The sequence below is a fragment of the Kribbella sp. CA-253562 genome (genome assembly GCF_050942265.1).
In the GTDB taxonomy this organism is placed as follows: Bacteria; Actinomycetota; Actinomycetes; order Propionibacteriales; family Kribbellaceae; genus Kribbella.
Window position 1 is genome coordinate 2030073 of sequence record NZ_CP192049.1, and the last position, 16475, is coordinate 2046547.

The 16475-nt window shown below is 70.5% G+C and carries 17 protein-coding genes; 9 read left to right on the forward strand and 8 right to left on the reverse strand.

All coding sequences use genetic code 11. From position 1 onward, the window contains the following. Positions 1-50 precede the first annotated feature (50 nt). On the reverse strand, positions 51-1562 hold the full coding sequence (locus ACQPXM_RS09905) for a M1 family metallopeptidase (protein ID WP_432947054.1): 1512 nt from the start codon (positions 1560-1562) through the stop codon (positions 51-53). A gap of 123 nt (positions 1563-1685) precedes the next feature. Between ACQPXM_RS09905 and ACQPXM_RS09910 the strand changes: the two genes are divergently transcribed. The 4 genes from ACQPXM_RS09910 to ACQPXM_RS09925 all read left to right on the forward strand — a co-directional run bounded on the left by ACQPXM_RS09910 (position 1686) and on the right by ACQPXM_RS09925 (position 5763). Next, entirely contained in the window at positions 1686-2378 is a 693-nt protein-coding gene (locus ACQPXM_RS09910) for a FadR/GntR family transcriptional regulator (RefSeq protein ID WP_432947056.1), read from the forward strand. Next, positions 2375-3127 carry a creatininase family protein gene (locus ACQPXM_RS09915; protein ID WP_432947058.1) on the forward strand — a complete coding sequence of 251 codons (753 nt, stop codon included), beginning with the start codon at positions 2375-2377 and terminating at the stop codon, positions 3125-3127. Before ACQPXM_RS09910 ends, ACQPXM_RS09915 begins: the two co-directional genes overlap by 4 nt. A gap of 139 nt (positions 3128-3266) precedes the next feature. Next, positions 3267-4226: an alpha/beta hydrolase family esterase gene (locus tag ACQPXM_RS09920; protein WP_432947060.1), complete on the forward strand. Its 960-nt coding sequence runs from the start codon at positions 3267-3269 to the stop codon at positions 4224-4226. A gap of 1 nt (position 4227) precedes the next feature. Continuing rightward, positions 4228-5763, forward strand: a complete 1536-nt coding sequence (locus ACQPXM_RS09925; protein ID WP_432947062.1) for an AbgT family transporter — start codon at positions 4228-4230, stop codon at positions 5761-5763. On the opposite strand, the gene ACQPXM_RS09930 is transcribed toward ACQPXM_RS09925, so the two are convergent. Further along, on the reverse strand, positions 5756-6334 hold the full coding sequence (locus ACQPXM_RS09930; protein WP_432947064.1) for a nicotinamidase: 579 nt from the start codon (positions 6332-6334) through the stop codon (positions 5756-5758). The genes ACQPXM_RS09925 and ACQPXM_RS09930 overlap by 8 nt on opposite strands. Before the next feature lie 109 nt (positions 6335-6443). On the opposite strand from ACQPXM_RS09930, the gene ACQPXM_RS09935 reads away from it, so the two are divergent. Beyond that, positions 6444-7391, forward strand: coding sequence for a ring-cleaving dioxygenase (locus ACQPXM_RS09935; protein ID WP_432947066.1), 948 nt, complete (start codon positions 6444-6446; stop codon positions 7389-7391). A gap of 31 nt (positions 7392-7422) precedes the next feature. Here ACQPXM_RS09935 and ACQPXM_RS09940 read toward each other — a convergent pair whose 3' ends face one another. After that, positions 7423-7992, reverse strand: coding sequence for a CGNR zinc finger domain-containing protein (locus tag ACQPXM_RS09940; RefSeq protein ID WP_432947068.1), 570 nt, complete (start codon positions 7990-7992; stop codon positions 7423-7425). 100 nt (positions 7993-8092) lie between these two features. On the opposite strand from ACQPXM_RS09940, the gene ACQPXM_RS09945 reads away from it, so the two are divergent. After that, the gene (locus ACQPXM_RS09945) at positions 8093-8515 is read left to right on the forward strand and encodes an organic hydroperoxide resistance protein (RefSeq protein ID WP_432947070.1); all 423 of its coding nucleotides are present in this window, start codon (positions 8093-8095) and stop codon (positions 8513-8515) included. A 144-nt stretch (positions 8516-8659) separates the two neighbouring features. After that, entirely contained in the window at positions 8660-9412 is a 753-nt protein-coding gene (locus ACQPXM_RS09950) for a response regulator transcription factor (RefSeq protein ID WP_432947072.1), read from the forward strand. On the opposite strand, the gene ACQPXM_RS09955 is transcribed toward ACQPXM_RS09950, so the two are convergent. Genes ACQPXM_RS09955 through ACQPXM_RS09965 form a run of 3 tightly spaced genes read right to left on the reverse strand, consistent with a single transcriptional unit; the run spans position 9405 to position 13284 of the window. Beyond that, positions 9405-10817 (reverse strand): carboxyl transferase domain-containing protein, encoded by a 1413-nt coding sequence (locus ACQPXM_RS09955; RefSeq protein WP_432947074.1) that lies wholly within the window; start codon positions 10815-10817, stop codon positions 9405-9407. The two genes, ACQPXM_RS09950 and ACQPXM_RS09955, sit on opposite strands and share 8 nt — an antisense overlap. Further along, positions 10814-11959, reverse strand: a complete 1146-nt coding sequence (locus ACQPXM_RS09960; RefSeq protein ID WP_432947076.1) for a CaiB/BaiF CoA transferase family protein — start codon at positions 11957-11959, stop codon at positions 10814-10816. Before ACQPXM_RS09960 ends, ACQPXM_RS09955 begins: the two co-directional genes overlap by 4 nt. Before the next feature lie 5 nt (positions 11960-11964). After that, positions 11965-13284: an SLC13 family permease gene (locus ACQPXM_RS09965; protein ID WP_432947078.1), complete on the reverse strand. Its 1320-nt coding sequence runs from the start codon at positions 13282-13284 to the stop codon at positions 11965-11967. 92 nt (positions 13285-13376) lie between these two features. Here ACQPXM_RS09965 and ACQPXM_RS09970 point away from each other — a divergent pair, with 92 nt between their 5' ends. Then, positions 13377-14084, forward strand: coding sequence for a FadR/GntR family transcriptional regulator (locus ACQPXM_RS09970; protein ID WP_432947080.1), 708 nt, complete (start codon positions 13377-13379; stop codon positions 14082-14084). After that, entirely contained in the window at positions 14081-14842 is a 762-nt protein-coding gene (locus ACQPXM_RS09975; protein WP_432947082.1) for a sulfite exporter TauE/SafE family protein, read from the forward strand. The genes ACQPXM_RS09970 and ACQPXM_RS09975 overlap by 4 nt, the downstream gene beginning before the upstream one ends. On the opposite strand, the gene ACQPXM_RS09980 is transcribed toward ACQPXM_RS09975, so the two are convergent. Both ACQPXM_RS09980 and ACQPXM_RS09985 read right to left on the reverse strand, forming a co-directional pair. Next, complete coding sequence (locus ACQPXM_RS09980; protein ID WP_432947084.1) at positions 14835-15593, reverse strand: hypothetical protein; 759 nt, start codon at positions 15591-15593, stop codon at positions 14835-14837. The genes ACQPXM_RS09975 and ACQPXM_RS09980 overlap by 8 nt on opposite strands. Then, positions 15590-16468, reverse strand: coding sequence for an alpha/beta fold hydrolase (locus ACQPXM_RS09985; protein ID WP_432947086.1), 879 nt, complete (start codon positions 16466-16468; stop codon positions 15590-15592). Before ACQPXM_RS09985 ends, ACQPXM_RS09980 begins: the two co-directional genes overlap by 4 nt. Between the last annotated feature and the right edge of the window lie 7 nt (positions 16469-16475).

The window sequence follows — 16475 nt, forward strand, 5'->3', positions numbered from 1 at the left end:
GGCGCCGATCGCGCCCCGCCCAGTCCCGGTGACGACCGCCTCCGGGACGGTCAGGCCTTCTTCGTGCTGTGCCAGTCGGGGTGACCGGGCATCGGAGGGGTGATGGGGGAGTACAGCCAGGCGTCGAAGTACGGCGTGAGGTCGCGGCCCGAGAGCTGGTTGGCGATCGCGACGTAGTCGGCGGTGGAGGCCACGCCGTCGCGATAGCGGTCGTAGAAGGTGCGCTCGATCGTGCGGAAGGTGGCGTCGCCGACGAGGTGGTTCAAGCCGACGAGCATGAGTTGTCCTGGAGCGTCGGTGTCGAACAGCACCGAGCCGGGGTTCTTCAGCCGGCCGGCCGGACCCTGCTCGTCGCGCAGCGACTGGTCCCGCTCGTACAGCGTCTTCAGTTCGGCGGTGTAGTCGATGAAGCCGCGCTCGCCGGCGTACTTGCGTTCGTAGTACCGGGCGTGGCCCTCGCTGAGCCACATGTCGTCCCAGGTGCGCACCGCGACCGCGTCGCCGAAGTACTGGTGTGCCATTTCGTGCACGAGCGTCGGCGCCTCGTCCTCCGGCGGGGCAGCGAGTTGTCCGCCGAAGGTCGACAGGGTGGCGGTCTCCAACGCGACACCGTTGTAGGCGCTCGCCAGACCGACGACCCCGTAGCTCTCGTACGGGAACGGACGGCCGATCTGCTGCTCGAGCCATGCGAGCTGGGCCGGCGTCTGGCGGGCATTGAGCTCCATCGGCTCGGTCAGGGTCTGGCCGTTCGGTGCTTTCTCCAGCGTCACGTAACTGCGGACCGGGAGTCCGTGCGGGCCGGTCTGCTCGATCTCGCGGAACCGGCCGACGGCGATCGGCAGGACGTCGGGCTTGATCGGGTGGTCGGTGCGATAGATCCACGTGGTCTCGCCATGATGCCTGTACTTCGCGAGCAGCCGCCCGGCCGACACTGCGGTCCGGTCGCTCGGCACGGTGAGCCGGACGGTGTAGCGCGCCTTGTCGCTCGGGTAGTCGTTGGACGGGAAGAACTGATGGGCGCGGTTCGGCTGACCGAACGTCGCGAAGCCGTCCGGAGTCTTCACCCACGCCTCGATCGGCCAGTCGACTCCGGGCGGCAGCGTAGTGCCCGGCGGGGCCGGGTTCTGCGAGCGGTCGGCGACGTAGTCGATCCGGACGTCGAACAGCCGCCGGTCAGGGATCCGCGCGGTGACGATCAACTTCTCCTGAGCAGGGTCGAGCCGGAACGGGACCGCACGGCCGTCGACGCGGACTCCCGTGATCCGCTGGGCAACCGAGTCGAGGCTGAACGACGACAGCGCCTGAGTCGACAGCGCCCGGATGGTCACCGAAGCGGCCATCGTGGTCCGGTCCGGTCGGTACCGCAGGCTCAGGTCGTAGTCCTGGACGTCGTAGCCGCCGTTGCCGAGGGTCGGGAACAGCCGGTCGCCGAGGCTGTGCACGCCGGGGCTGCCGTGTGCCGCGGGGGCCGAGGCGACCGCCGTCGTGGCGACCAGGGTGGCGCTGAGGCCGAGTCCAATGGTTGCGGTGAGCAACACGGTGAAACGGTGAGAAGAGGACATGGAACCAGCCTCGCTGTTCCGGACTGGTCCACACATCCGCCCTGGGGCCGGGTCGAGGCCCTACGGAAGTCGTAGCGCGACGAGGTCTTGACGGGGCGAAAGGCTAAGTGATTTAGTCACTTTGTGACTTACTCAACCGCTGCGAGCCCGAGCCTGTCCGATCGCCTGACCGAGGCGATCCTGGGCATCATCCGGGACCAGGACCTCGGGCCGGGGGACGCGATCCCGTCCGCGCGAGAGCTGGCCAAGCGGTTCGAGCTGACCACGCCGACGATCCGGGAGGCGTTGCGCAAGCTGGAGGCGACCGGGGCGGTCGAGTTCCGGCACGGCTCCGGTACGTACGTCGGACCGACGATCAACAACGTCGTGTTGGCCAATCCGCACCGGCCGCCGATCACCAAGCAGTCCGTGCTGCAGCTGATCGGCGCCCGCCTGGTGATCGAGCCGGCCGTCGCCCGCGAGTCGGCGCTGGCCCGCGGCGACGAGAACCTGGAACGTCTCGAGGCCGCCGTGACCAACGCGTTGGTACCACCCGGCGGACCGGCGTTCGCGCTGAACTTCCACGTCGAGCTGGCGGCCGCCTCGGGCAACCCGTTGCTGGAGGAGGTGCTGGCGTCGCTGCTGAAGGTGCGGCTGCGCGAGCAACAGCAGATCCGTCAGCTGTACGACAACCGCGAACGCGACCACGAGGAGCACCGGGCGATTCTCGACGCCGTCCGCGCGCAGGACGCGCAACAGGCCGAGCGTCTCACCCGCGAGCACCTCGACAACATCCGCGCCGCCGTCGAGGCTGCCACCTTCCCGGAGCTTTCATGAACAGCTACCGGCTGGCCGAAATGACCACCGACGCCGCGAAGGACGCCGTACGCACCGCGCCGTTGGCGATTCTGCCGGTCGGCGCGCAGGAGCAGCACGGCGGCGGAATGGCCATGTCGACCGACACCGTGCGAGCCGTCGGTGTGGCCGACCTGGTCGCCGAGCGGCTGGCCGGCCGGGCCGTTGTCGCACCGCCGCTGACGTACGGCGTCTCGCCGCACCACATGGCTTTCGCCGGCACCATGACGTTGTCGCCGGCAACTTTCTCCGCCGTGGTCCGGGAACTGGTGGACAGCCTGTACCAGCACGGCTGGCGGCGGTTCCTGGTCGTCACCGGGCACGGCGGCAACAACGCCGCGCTGTCCGTGCTGGCCCAGGAGTACATCCGCTCCGACCTGACCTTCGCGTGGACGCCGTTGACCGAGATCGTCGCCGACCTGATCACCGACGTCAGTGAGGTGCACGGTCACGCGGGGGAGGCGGAGACCGCGCAGATGCTGTACCTCGCGCCCGACCTGGTCCACCCCGACCAGCTCGAACCCGGCGCGCTGACGCTCGACGAACTGAGCATCCCGGCCCGGCTGTCCCGGCAGAAGCGCGGACCGCGGCTGTCGGTCGGGTTCGACGTGTACCACAAGCGTGGCGTCCTGGGAGATCCCCGACGCGCCACCGCTGAGTCAGGCCGTCTCCTGGTCGAGACGGCCGCCGACCGGATCGCAGCCTTCGCCGACGAGCTCCTCTCGGCCTGACCCCGCACCACCCGGCCCACCGGTCCAGCGTCCGCTGAGACCGGCGCCGAGCGCACCCACACCCCATCACTGGTACGCCCGACGCGCACCAGGCGCGAGCCTGCCCGCCCGCAGGCCGCACGCCCGAGGAGGCACCCTGATGAGACTGCATCGCCTTGCCCTCGCCGGCCTGGTCACGGCCGGCCTGGTGACCGCCGTGGCCAGTTCGCCGCAGCTCCCGGCCACCGCCGCCCCGGCGGCCGGCAGCGCCCAAGAACAGCAGGACCGCAGCACGGGTTGCTCGAAGCAAGCAACGCAGCAACCCGGAACCGGCGCCGACTACGCCCTGGTCAGCGGCGGCATCACTCGCACCTACCGCCTGCACCTCCCCGCCGGGTACGACGCGAAGAAGGCCCAGCCGCTGATCGTCGTCTACCACGGTCGCGGCAAGACCGGCGCGTTCACCGAAGCCTTCACCGACCTGTCGAAGCTCGACGCGATCGTTGCCTACCCCAACGGCGTGGTCGGGGACGAGGACAAGCAGGCCTGGCAGGGCGCGCCGTACGCCAAGCCGGGGGTGGACGACGTGAAGTTCACCGCCGATCTGCTGGACACCCTGGAGGCGGCGTACTGCGTCGACCAGGACGCGGTCTACGCGACCGGCAAGTCCAACGGCGCTGGATTCACCGGCATCCTGGCCTGCCGGATGGCCGACCGGTTCGCCGCGATCGCACCGGTCGCCGGCGCGTTCTACATCGAGGGCGGCCGCTGCGCGCCGAGCCGGCCGGTCCCGGTGCTCGCGATTCACGGCACCGGCGACACCACCATCCCGTACGGCGGGGACGGTCAGCGCGACCTGCCGAGTGTGCAGACCTGGGTTCGCGACTGGGCGGTCCGGGACCACTGTGACCCCGAGCCGCGGCTGTCCACGCAGGGCGACGACGTGCTGACCGCGACGTACAAGGGCTGCGAAGCCGACGTCGTGCACGTGGCAGTCACCGACGGCGGGCACAGCTGGCCGGGCTCGGACGCGTCGTCGGGACCGGGCTACGTCACCCAGACCTTCGAGGCGCACGAGCTGATCGGCTCGTTCTTCCGCGCGCACAAGCTGAGGCACTGAGATGAGCACGGCGACCGAGCAGACCAAGGAGCTGCCACGCCTGGTCCGGGCGATGGCGGTGATCGAGAAGGCGGGCAACGCCCTGCCGCACCCGTTCTGGCTGTTCTGGATCCTGTCGGCGATCCTCGCGGTGGTCAGCTGGATCCTGTCGCTGCTGGACGTGTCGGTGGTGTCGCCGAAGGACGGCAAGACCGTCGCGGTGCAGAACCTGCTGTCCGGCGACGGCCTGCAGATGGCCGTGTCCACGGCGGTGTCGAACTTCGCCGAGTTCCCGCCGATGGCGACGATCGTCGTGGTGATCATGGGCGTCGCGCTGGCCGAGCGGACCGGGTTCCTGCAGTCGCTGATGAAGGTCAGCGTGTCCCGGGTGCCGACCTCGATGGTGGTCTTCGCGGTCGCCTTCGCCGGCACGATGGCGCACGTCGCCTCGGCCGCGGCGTACATCATCCTGGTGCCGCTCGGCGGGCTGGCGTTCCGGGCGGTCGGCCGGTCGCCGATCCTCGGCATCGTGGTCGCCTACACCGCGATCGCCTCCGGGTACGACGCCAGCCCGATCCCCACCCCGAACGACGCGATCTTCGCCGGCATCACCGAGGCCGCCGCCAAGACCGTCGATCCGGACGCGTCGATCTCGCCGCTGTCGAACTGGTTCTTCAACATCGCCTCGTCGGTGCTGCTGTCACTGGTGATCACGCTGGTGGTCCGGCTGGTGCTGAGCAAACGCGACGACCTGGACGCCGACCCGGACGCGCCCGGCGACGACGCGAACGCGCTGGAACTGTCCGCCCGCGAGCGGACCGGGTTGCTGCGGGCAACGATCGTGTTCGCGGCCGCGGCGGTGGCGATCGTCGCGCTGCTGGTGCCGGCCGGCTCGCCGCTGCGGGGGGAGAACGGCAGCATCGTCGAGTCGCCGTTCCTGGACGGGATCGCGATGGTGGTAGCGGTGCTGTTCGGCCTGGTCGGCATCACGTACGGCGTGACGGTCGGGACCATCAAGGAGGCCGGCGACGTGCCGAAGCTGATGGCCGAGGGGATCAAGCAGATGGCGCCGGTCCTGGTGCTGTTCTTCGCGATCGCGCAGTTCCTGGCCTACTTCAGCTGGAGCCGGATCGGCGATCTGCTGTCGGCCGAGTCGGCCCGCTGGCTCGGCGAGATCGGGGCGCCGACGGTGGTGATCTTCCTCGGCATCCTGGTGCTGCTGACGCTGATCAACATCCTGGTCACCAGCGGCTCGGCGATGTGGTCGCTGACCGCGCCGATCCTGGTGCCGATGATGCTGCTGCTGAACGTGCCGGCCGAGACCACGCAGGCGCTGTTCCGGATCGCCGACTCGGGCTCGACCGCGATCACCCCGATGAGCCCGTACTTCGTGATGGCGCTCGGGTTCCTGCAGCGCTACCGCAAGGACGCCGGGGTGGGCACGCTGGCGTCGTACACGGTGCCGCTGGCGGTCGCGATGACGATCGCCTGGACGCTGCTGTTCCTCGCCTGGTGGGCGCTCGGGATCCCGCTCGGGCCGGGGGCGCCGGTCAGGTGAGCGCGACGCCCGCGGCGCGCAGTTCGGCGAGAGTCTTCTCGGTGCTGGCCGGTGCCACCCCTGCGGTGAGGCCGGTCAGCACCGTCGTCGCGAAGCCTTCGCGGTGTGCGTCCAGGGCGGTCGCGCGGACGCAGTAGTCGGTGGCGATGCCGCACACGTCGACCTCGGTGACGCCCTTGTCCCGCAGCCAGGCGGCCAGCGCCTGACCGTCGTCGTGGGACTTGCCCTCGAAGCCCGAGTACGCCGCGGCGTACTCGCCCTTGTCGAAGATCGCGTCGAACGGCTGCGGATCGAGGTTGGGGTGAAAACCGACGCCGTCGGTGCCGGCCACGCAGTGCCGCGGCCAGGAGTGCACGAAGTCGGGCTGGTCGGAGAAGTGGTCGCCCGGCTCGATGTGGTGGTCGCGGGTGGCGACCACGTAGCCGTACTTGCGGTGGTTCGGCTCGGCTTCCTGCCACTCGTGCAGCAGTTGCCCGATCCGGAAGGCGACGTCCGCGCCTCCGGCGACGGCCAGGCTGCCGCCCTCGCAGAAGTCGTTCTGCACGTCGACCACGATCAGCGCCCGTGTCATCACAGGACTCCTCTCTCCTGCCCCCACGGTACAAGCCGCGGTGCCCTGTGCGGGTGAGGAGGAGCGCGAGCGACTACCACCGCGCCGATCGGTGGGGGATGCTGGCGGTATGGAACCGATCGCGCCGCACGGCCTGCACCACGTCACCGCCGTGGCCACCGATCCGCAGCGCAACATCGACTTCTACACGACGGTGCTCGGGCTGCGGCTGGTCAAGCAGACGGTGAACTTCGACCGTCCCGAGCTCTACCACCTGTACTACGGCGACGAGGCGGGCCGGCCGTCGACGCTGCTGACGTTCTTTCCCTGGCCCGAGGCGCCGGCCGGCCAACTCGGCAGCGGCCTGGCCACGGCGACCGCGTTCAGCATCCCGCCGGAGAGCCTCGGCTGGTGGCAGCAGCGCCTGGCCGCGCTGCAGGTCGACGCCGACGCGCCGGTACGGCGTACCGACGAGGAGGTGATCTCCTTCCGGGACCCCGACGGGCTGGTGATCGAGCTGGTGGCGGCCGACGGCGACGCCCGCTCGGGCTGGGACGGCGCGGCGGCGATCCCGGCCGAGCACGCGGTGCGCGGGTTGCACGCGATCACGATGACCGAGGCCGCGCTCGAACCGACGGCCGACCTGCTCGCGGGCATGCTCGGGATGAACCTCGGTGCGGAGAGCGGTGACCGGGCCCGGTTCACGATGGCGGGGGACAACCCGGGCACGGTGGTCGACGTCACGGCGGGGGCTGACGACAAGGGGCGGCAGGCCGGCGGCACGGTGCACCACGTCGCGTTCCGGGCGCCGGACCGGGAGACGCAGGCGCAGTGGCGCGAACAGCTGATCGAGGCGGGCGCCAAGGTGACCGAGATCCTCGACCGGCAGTACTTCACCTCGATCTACTTCCGTGAGCCCGGTGGCGTGCTGTTCGAGATCGCGACCGACCAGCCCGGCTTCACGGTCGACGAACCGTTGCTCGAGCTCGGCCGCACGCTCAAGCTGCCGCCGTGGCTGGAGCCGGACCGCGAGCAAATCGAGAACACCCTGCCCACGCTGCGGCTGCCCGCCGTCTGAGCGGACTCACCTGGCTGGCCCACTCAAAAGCTCAGGGGCGAGTGGCGACCGGGCGGGTCTGGTCCTTCTTGCGGGCGCGGTAGGCCCTGGCCTTCATCTTGTTGCCGCAGGTCTCCATCGCGCACCACTCGCGCCGGCCGCCGCGGGAGCGGTCCAGGTAGACCTGGGTGCACTCGGGCCGGCCGCACTCCTTGAGCAGCTCGGCGTCGGAGCCGCCGAGGATCGCGATGGCGTCCCGCGCGACGGTCGACAGCGCCTGCTCGGCGGTCGCGTCGATCCGGTGTCCTCGGGGCAGTAGTTGAGGCACCGCCGCCGGGACCCGCGCCGCCGCGTTGACGATCGCGGCGGCGTGCTCGTCGTACGGGAGTTCGTTCAGCCGGGCGAAGACCAGCGTGTAGATGGCCTCCCGCACCGAGATCGCCTTCGGTACGTCGCCCGACGTGCAGCTGATCGCGCTGCCGGCGACCACGCCCGCCTCGCGGTACCACGCGGCCAGGCTGCCGGGGGAGGTGAGCTTCTCCAGCGGCACGGGGTTTCGGCGCGCGCGCAGCGTGCCGACGAAGTCGAGCGCGAGGTTCCCGCAGGGAAAGGCATGGTCCACGTCACCAGTTTGACAGGTGACGTCGTTCGCTGCAACGATCGTCACCAGTTAGACCGGTGACGCAAGGTGCGGAACCGGCACGAGCACGAGAGGTCACACGATGAGCAGCCAGTACACGGCCGTCGCCACCGCCACCGGGGAGAACCGCGCGGGCGGCCGCACGTTCACCGACGACGGCCTGCTGGACGTCACCCTGCAGGTGCCGAAGGAGCTGGGCGGTCCGGGCGGCGGAACCAACCCGGAGCAGCTGTTCGCGGTCGGCTGGTCGTCGTGCTTCCTCGGAGCGGTGAAGCTCGTCGCGGCCCAGCGCAAGCTGCCGGTCAAGGACCTCGCGGTGGTCGCGGAGATCACGCTGAACGCCGACGGTGGCGAGTTCGACCTGTCCGCCGTCCTGCACGTCGAGGCGAGTGGCATCGACGAGCAGACCGCGGTCGAGCTGGGCCAGGCCGCGCACCAGGTCTGCCCGTACTCCAAGGCGGTCGCCGGCAACATCCCGGTCACCATCGACGCGACCGTCGCCTGACGGTCCGCGGATCGGCGGCGCTGGCGATCAAACGTTTGCCCCCGCACCGATCGCCGCGCGCGACACTCCGAACGCGGCGGGTGACCGGTGGCCGTGGCAGGATTCGCGTCGTTGACGATCGGTCTTGCCACGGGGGTGGGGATTGTGGTTCGGGTACTGACGCATTTTCCGGCGCGGCAACGGGTGTGGGACGCGTCGCTGCGGTTGCAGGTGGTCCGGGCGCGGTCCTGTGACGCGTGGGCGGCCGGGCAGCGGCGCGACGTCCACGTGCAGGTTTTCGGTCCGGACAACCTCGGGTTGCGGGACTGGCTGCACGACCTGTGCTGGGACTGTTCGGAGTTGACCGCGGTGACCTCGACGCAGTGCCAGTCCGTCGAGAGCTTCGCCCCGAGCCACAAGCTGAACCAGGCGCTGGTCGAACGCGGGTGCCGGATGACCAGCTTCTTCGACACCAGCTCGGGCACCGAGGCGATGACCGAGTTCCTGATCGCGGCCGACGGCATGCCGTACCACCTGGCCTACGGGCCGATCCAGCTCAAGGTCTTCGACTGCGAACGGGTCGTGCTCGAAGGGCCGCTCGTCGAGGGGCAGCGCAGTTTGATGCTGATCCGCGGGCAGGAGGCGGTGAACGCGGCCGGCCAGTACCTGCGCGCGGTGCGGGAGACCGCCGTCCGGGCGAGCGAGCTGAACACGCCGGACGCCGAGCTCACCAGTCGCCAGCAGGTCATCGCCGAACTGCTCTGCGAAGGCTGCACCGACGACCAGATCGCCGAGCGGATCGACCTCAGCGTCCGGTCGGTCCGCTACGAGGTGGCCCGGCTGCTGGACGTTCTCCAGGTCCGGACCCGCTTCGCCGCGGGGGTCCGCTACGCGCGGACGAAGGCCGAACTCAGCTGAGGTGGTAGGCGATCTCCGCGGCGAGCGCCGTGGTGAGCGATTCCGGGGTGTCGTCGGCGAACTCGGGGACGACGTGGTGGACGATCCCGGCGTCGCGCAGATCGGTCGCGGCGATCCGCTGGGCGGTGGCCAGTGCCGGCGCGTGCGCGGTGTCGCCGTACATGATCGCGCTGGCGCCTTCGGGTGGCAGTGGAGCGAGCCAGGCGTGGCCGGCGGCAACCACAGTAGTTGCCGGGAGCAACGCCAGGGCACCACCTCCGGTACCTTGCCCGAGCAGCACGGACACGGTCGGCACATTCAGGGTGCTCATCGTCGCGATGCACTGGGCGATCTCGCCGGCCAGCCCGCCTTCCTCCGCCGCGCGCGAGAGCTCCGCACCGGCTGTGTCGATCAGCGTGACCAGCGGCAGACCGAGATCGTCCGCCAGTCGCATACCGCGCCGGGCCGTCCGGAGCGCCGCCGGGCCGAGCGGACGGTTCGACGCACGATCCTGCGCGACCAGGACACACGGACGGCCGTCCACGCGGGTGAGCGCGACCAGCACGCTCGCGTCCGCCGAGGTCAGCCGGACCGTGCCCGTGCAGGCGTGGCGCAGGAACTCCCGGGCACCGGCCCGGTCGTCCCGCCGCGTCCAGGTCACCGCGTCCCAGCCATCGGCGTGCACGACCTCGCCAGTACGCCGTACCAGCGTCGGGGGCGTCGGCGGATCGACCAGTACGCCGAGGGCGCGGTCGAGCAGGACCGGCAGGTCGACCGACGCGACGACGCCGTCGATCACACCGTGGGCCGCCAGGTTCTCCGCGGTTTGCACGTCGGACGGGAACGGTTCGCCGTACAGGGCCTGGAAGACCTTCGGGCCGAGAAAGCCGACCAGTGCGCCCGGCTCGGCGACGGTGACGTGGCCGAGGGATCCCCAGGACGCGAAGACTCCGCCGGTGGTCGGGTGACGCAGGTGCACGAGATAGGGCAGCCCGGCCGCCTTGTGTTCCATCAGCGCACGGGAGATCCGGACCATCTCGAAGAACGCGGGGGCGCCTTCCTGCATCCGGGTCCCGCCCGACGCCGTCGACGCGAGCACCGGCAGGCCTTCGGCCGTCGCGCGCCGTACGGCGGACGTGATCCGATCCGCCGCCGCGCGCCCGATCGACCCGGCCAGGAAGGCGAACTCGCTCACCAGGACGGCGACCGGCCGGCCGCGCATCAGCCCGCGCCCGGTCAGCACCGACTCGTCGGCGCCGGACCTCTCGGCTGAGTTCGCCAGCTGGTCCAGATAGGCCTGCGAGTGCCCGGTCACGTCGGCCGGCTCGTCCCAGGACTCGAACGATCCCGGGTCGAGCACGACCTCGATCAGCTCCCGCGCGCTGGGCCGACGGGCAGCTCCGTCCTGGCTCGCCCTGGTGCTCATGTGACCCACTCCCGGATCGCGTCCCCGTGTTCGTCGAGCGTCGGCGGCGCCGCGTGGTCGCGCCGGGTCGTCTCCGAGCCGTCCGCGGCGAAGAACCGCAACGGCGGCCCGGGCAGCCGCAACGCACCCAGCGTCGAGTGGTCCACGTCGACGAGCAGTCCCTGGCTCGCGGTCTGCTCCCACTCGTACACCTCGTCCAGCCGCCGCACCTTGCCGGCTGGGACGCCGACCTCGTCCAGCCGGGCCAGCAACCGCTCAGCCGGCCACTGCGCGAAGGCCTGCTCGACCACCTCGATCACCCGAGCCCGATCGGCCACCCGCGCCGCGTTGGTCTCCAGCCCGGTCTGGTCCAGCCCGAAAGCCTCGACGAGTCGTTGCCACAGGCCCTCACTGCCGACCGCGATCTGCACGGACCCGTCGGCGCAGTGGAACAACCCGTACGGCGCGATCGACGGATGGTGATTGCCCTGGGCAACGCCAACCTCGCCGGCCACGGTGTAGCGGGTGCCCTGGAACGCGTGCACCCCGACCACTGCCGCGAGCAGCGACGTCCGGACCACCTGCCCGGCGCCGGTCAGCTCCCGTTCCCGCAGCGCCGCCAATACGCCGTACGCGCCGTACATGCCGGCGAGCAGGTCCCCGATCGGTACGCCGACGCGTTGCGGGTCCTCAGGGCCCGAGCCGGTCAGCGACATCAGTCCGGCTTCCCCTTGGGCGATCTGGTCGTAGCCCGCTCGGCCGCCCTCCGGCCCGTCGTGGCCGAACCCGGTGATCGAGAGCGCGACCAGCCGCGGGTTCCGCTGCTGCAGCGATTCCAGCCCGAGGCCGAGCCGCTCGAGCACGCCGCTGCGGAAGTTCTCGACCAGGACGTCGGCCCGGTCGATCAGCCGCAGCAGGACCTCCCGATCATCGGCGTCCTTGAGGTCGAGGGTGATCGACTCCTTGTTGCGATTGGCAGCCAGGAAGTACGTCGACTCGTCTCCGGCGAACGGCGGACCCCAGCCGCGGGTGTCGTCGCCGCGCCCCGGCGCCTCGACCTTGATCACCCGGGCACCCAGATCGCCCAGCATCATCGTCGCGTGCGGCCCGGCCAGCGCCCGGGACAGATCGACAACCAGTACGCCGTCCAGTGGTCCGGTCATCGCGGTCACCACCCCGGCAGGACCAGCGCGGCCCAGACCAGCAGCGGTCCGACCACGACGACGATCATGCTGTAGGTCAGGATCTGCTTGTAGAACACGGGTTCGGTGATCGTGTCCGGCTTGTTGGCCAGCATCAGCGCGCCGTTGGTCGAGAACGGGCTGACGTCCACGATCGTCGACGAGATCGCCAGCGCGGCCACGAACAGCCCCGCGCTGATCCCGCCGTTCGAGATCAGCGGCACGGCGATCGGGATGATCACCGGCAGCAGCGCGGTCGACGACGCGAACGCCGAGACCACGCCGCCGACGTAGCACAGCACCAGCGCGCCGATCGCGATCGCGCCCAGCCCGGCGGCCCAGTTGCCGACGAACTCCGGCGAACCGGCCTCGGTCAGGATCGCGGCGTACGTGCTGACGCCGGCGACCAGCAGCACGGTCGGCCAGGCGATCTGCCGGACCGCGTCCTTGTGCTCGGCCGGCGACAGCATCGCGAGGATGACCGCGGCGGTGATCGCGACGAACCCGATGTTCTTGTCGAAGACCAGAGCGACCAGCGCGACCCCGACGAACGCGACCAGCGTGAGCACCTGGTCCCGCCGTACGCCGAGCGCCTGCGTGCCGGTCGGGGCGGACGTGCCGTAACCGCGCGCCGGGACGGTCGCGCCGCCGCGGTGGAGGTCCTCGCTCAGCGTGTCCTCGTCGTTCGGGTCGACCCGCTGGGCCATCAGCTGGCGGCCGCCGAGCAGCACGAACAGGATCGCCGCCATCACCAGGTTGACGACGAGGCTGGCCAGGAACACGGTCAGTTCGCTGGACGGCAGGTTGTTCTCCTCCATCACCGAGTTCGTGATGGTGCCGTAGATGCTGATCGGGGAGAAGCCGCCGCCCTGCGCGCCGTGCACGACGAACATGCCCATCATCAGCGGGTTGATCTTGTACTTGCCGGCGAAGCCGAGCGCGATCGGGCCGATGATCGCGCAGGCGGCCGGGCTGGCCGCGCCGATCGCGGTCAGCAGCGCGGTGACCGCGAACATCACCCACGGGATCAGCGCGACCCGGCCGCCGACGGCCCGGACCGCCGATCTGACGATCAGGTCCACGGTGCCGTTGTTCTTGGCGATCGCGAACAGATAGGTGACACCGATCAGCGTCAGGATCAGGTCACCGCTGACGCCACCGAGGATCTCCCGCTCGCTCAGGTCGAGGGAGAACATGCCGACCAGCCACGCGGCGACGTACGCCAGCGCGCCCATGTTGATCGGCAGCAGCGTGCCGATCACGAACAAGGCGACCAGCGCCAGGATCGCTACCCACTCCGGTCCCATAGACCTGCCTCCAGCGTTGATGCGGGCGAGCCGACGTTGGCTCAGTGGCCTAGCCAATAGCTCAGTTTGCCAGTTGTCAATACTCTGATCCCATGGACGACTCTCCGCGCTTTCCGCGTCCGGTGCTACGGACCCGTCTCTACGAGCAGGTCGCCGAGCAGATCACGGGGTGGATCGCGGAGAACGGACTGGGCGCCGGAGACCGGTTGCCGCCCGAGCGGGAGCTCGCGGTCCGGCTGGGCGTGAGCCGGGCGACGCTGAGCCAGGCGCTGGTCGCGCTCGAGGTGATCGGCGTGGTCGTCGTCCGCCACGGCGACGGCACGGTGCTGACCGAGCGGGCCAGGACCGGGCCGGTGATCGAGGCGATCCGCGCGCACGCCGACCGGCTGCCGGAGATCATCGACGCCCGTGACGCGCTGGAGTCGAAACTCGCCGCGCTGGCGGCGGTACGGCGTACCGAGGACGACGTCGCCGCGATCCAGGCGGCGCTCGCGGCGATGGAGGCCGACATCGCGGCCGGTGGGCGCGGGGTCGACGCCGACGAGCAGTTCCACGGCGCGGTCACGGCGGCGGCACGCTCCGAGCTGCTCGGCCAGATGATGGAGGCGATCCACGACCTGATCCGGGAGACCCGGATCGAGTCGCTGTCCCAGCCGGGGCGGCCGAAGGACTCCCTGGCCGGGCATCGGCGGGTCGCGGAGGCGATCGTCGCCGGAGACCCGGACGCCGCCGCGGCCGCGATGCACGAGCACGTGATGCTGGTCAGCGACGTCGCCTTGCTGCGCGAGCAGAAGTCGTGACGGGGACCGAGCACCTGATCGTCGTCGCGACGGGGCTGGTGGCCGGTCTGCTGACGTCCACGGTCGGAGTCGCGTCGCTGGTGAGCTTTCCGGTCCTGGTCGCGCTCGGGATCCCGCCGGTCGTCGCGAACGCGTCGAACACGCTCGGCCTGATCCCGGCCGGCCTCGGCGGGTCACTTGGTTACCGGCGGGAACTGCGCGAGCAGCCCGCGGTCTCCTGGGTGGTGGTCGCGACGTGCGCGATCGGCTCGATCGGTGGAGCGGTGCTGCTGCTCGCGCTGCCGCCGGGGGTGTTCGAGGCGATCGTCCCGTGGCTGATCCTGTTCACCTGCCTGCTCGTCGGCGCGACCCCGGCGATCTCCCGCTGGCTGCGCTCGCGCCAGCCGCACGAGGTGGCGCCGCGGACGAAGATGTCGCCGCTCACCACGTTCTTCGCCACCCTTACCGGCGTGTACGGCGGCTACTTCGGCGCCGGCTCGGGCGTGATGATGATGGCAGTCCTGGGCCTCGGGCTGGATCTCGACCTGCGGATCGTCAACGCGCTGAAAACCCTGGCGGTGATGGCCGCGAACATCGTCGCCGGCCTGATCTTCGTTTTCGTCGCCGATCTCGACTACACCGCCGTCGGCCTGCTCGCGATCGGCTCGATCGTCGGCGGCTACACCGGCGCCCACATCGGCCGCGTGCTTCCGCCGACGTTGCTGCGCATCCTGATCGTCCTGGCCGGCATCACCGCCGCCGTCACGATGCTCACCTGACCGGCGGAGTCAACGCCTCCAGCAGCTCGGTGGACTCCAGCTCGACGTTGGGGTGTTCGGTGCTGTGCAGCTCCTGCAAGGCAACAGCAGCAAGCCCGACGACTCCGGCCTTCGCCGCCTCGGCGAGATGCGGGTCGCCTTCGGTCAGGGCGCCGAGCGGTGCGGCGGCGCCGGCGATCGAGATCAACGCGCTCACCGGCAAGAGGAACTCGAGGAGTTCGTCGAGCTGTTCGTGGTCGGCCTGCTGGACCTGAGCGCGCAGCTCCTCCACCCGTACGGCGGCCTCCGCGATCGGTCCGGCGACGCCGTGTTCGGTGAGTTCCTCGAGGATCTCGGCGGCGTCCTCGTGATCCAGACCGAGGAAGTCGGCCGCGGCATCCAGCGGCCGGTAGTCCGCCGCCTCGGCCAACTGCGGAACGGCGCCAACCACCCGCTCCCGCGCCTTCGGATGCTCCACCCCGCGCAGCAACAGCACGGCAGTGGTCAGCGCGACATCCACATCCGCCCCCACGTTCTTCAACTGCCGCGTGGCGTCCTCACCCGCGGCCCGAGCAGCCGCCCGCTCCCGCTCGTGCTCGAACAGCCGCTGCGGCATCGGCACCGCCGCGACCACCGGCTGGAACGCCCCGACCGACAACGCCGCCGTACGATCCACCGGCGCCTTCTCCCCAGGCTTCACCGGCGCGCCGGCCCCCTTGCCGGGCACCTTGAAGAAGTCGTCACGACGAGGACCACCAGCGGTAAGACTCACCTCGCCAGCGTAACGAAGTCCCGCACGACGTCGGCGTACCGCTCGGGATCCTCGACGAAAACGAAGTGCCCGGACCGCTCGAAGATCTCGACGCGCGGGTCGCGGGCGGTCGCCAGGTACGCGGCGACGGCGGTGTCCGGCGCGGCGGTGTCGGCCGCGCCGCGGATCAGCAGCGTCGGCTGGCAGATCTCGGCCAGCAACGGGATCTTCGAGTCGTAGAGCTCGGCGAACAACACCCCATGGCTGAGCCCCCGTTCCCAGTACTCCGGCGGGAACCCCGCGGCTTCGCCCGCCGTGACGAACGCCGCCGCCTGCGAAGGGTCGTACCAGAAGGTCTGCTGGAACCGATCGCCGAGCCCGAACGCCAACTCGTACGTCTTGTCCGCGGCGGTGATCCGCCGCGTCAACCCGGCGACCCGCCGGCACTCCGCAGCCAACTCGATCTCGCCCGACTGCTCGTAGAGCTCGGCGAAGATCGGCAGCCGTTGCCGGTCGGCCAGATCCATGTCCCACGCCGGACAGTCGAAGACGACCGCCTCCACCGACTCCGGATACCGGGTCGCGTAAGCGGCCGCGTAGTTGCCACCGGCCGATTGGCCGAGAATGGTCCACCGCTCGATGCCGAGGTGCTCACGCAACGCCTCGTAGTCCTCGAGCAGGACGGACAGGTCGAGGCGGTCGTCGGGGCCGATGGGCGCGGAGCGCAGGACGCCGCGCTGGTCGAGGGCGATCAGGCGAACGTCGGTGGACAGCCGAGAGGCCTGATAGTGCAGGAAGTGGTACGAGCCGGCGCCGTGCCCGTGCACGAAGAGCAGCGCTGGGGCGTCGCGCGGGCCGTGCTGCTCGACGTACAGGTCCACTCCGTTGAGGATCATGCCCAAC

Excerpts from the sequence above, each read along its gene's own strand:
- ACQPXM_RS09905 (WP_432947054.1), bottom strand. The coding sequence starts at position 1,562 with ATGTCCTCTTCTCACCGTTTCACCGTGTTGCTCACCGCAACCATTGGA.
- ACQPXM_RS09915 (WP_432947058.1), top strand. The coding sequence starts at position 2,375 with ATGAACAGCTACCGGCTGGCCGAAATGACCACCGACGCCGCGAAGGAC.
- ACQPXM_RS09920 (WP_432947060.1), top strand. The coding sequence starts at position 3,267 with ATGAGACTGCATCGCCTTGCCCTCGCCGGCCTGGTCACGGCCGGCCTG.
- ACQPXM_RS09925 (WP_432947062.1), top strand. The coding sequence starts at position 4,228 with ATGAGCACGGCGACCGAGCAGACCAAGGAGCTGCCACGCCTGGTCCGG.
- ACQPXM_RS09930 (WP_432947064.1), bottom strand. The coding sequence starts at position 6,334 with ATGACACGGGCGCTGATCGTGGTCGACGTGCAGAACGACTTCTGCGAG.
- ACQPXM_RS09935 (WP_432947066.1), top strand. The coding sequence starts at position 6,444 with ATGGAACCGATCGCGCCGCACGGCCTGCACCACGTCACCGCCGTGGCC.
- ACQPXM_RS09945 (WP_432947070.1), top strand. The coding sequence starts at position 8,093 with ATGAGCAGCCAGTACACGGCCGTCGCCACCGCCACCGGGGAGAACCGC.
- ACQPXM_RS09955 (WP_432947074.1), bottom strand. The coding sequence starts at position 10,817 with ATGAGCACCAGGGCGAGCCAGGACGGAGCTGCCCGTCGGCCCAGCGCG.
- ACQPXM_RS09960 (WP_432947076.1), bottom strand. The coding sequence starts at position 11,959 with ATGACCGGACCACTGGACGGCGTACTGGTTGTCGATCTGTCCCGGGCG.
- ACQPXM_RS09965 (WP_432947078.1), bottom strand. The coding sequence starts at position 13,284 with ATGGGACCGGAGTGGGTAGCGATCCTGGCGCTGGTCGCCTTGTTCGTG.
- ACQPXM_RS09970 (WP_432947080.1), top strand. The coding sequence starts at position 13,377 with ATGGACGACTCTCCGCGCTTTCCGCGTCCGGTGCTACGGACCCGTCTC.
- ACQPXM_RS09985 (WP_432947086.1), bottom strand. The coding sequence starts at position 16,468 with ATGATCCTCAACGGAGTGGACCTGTACGTCGAGCAGCACGGCCCGCGC.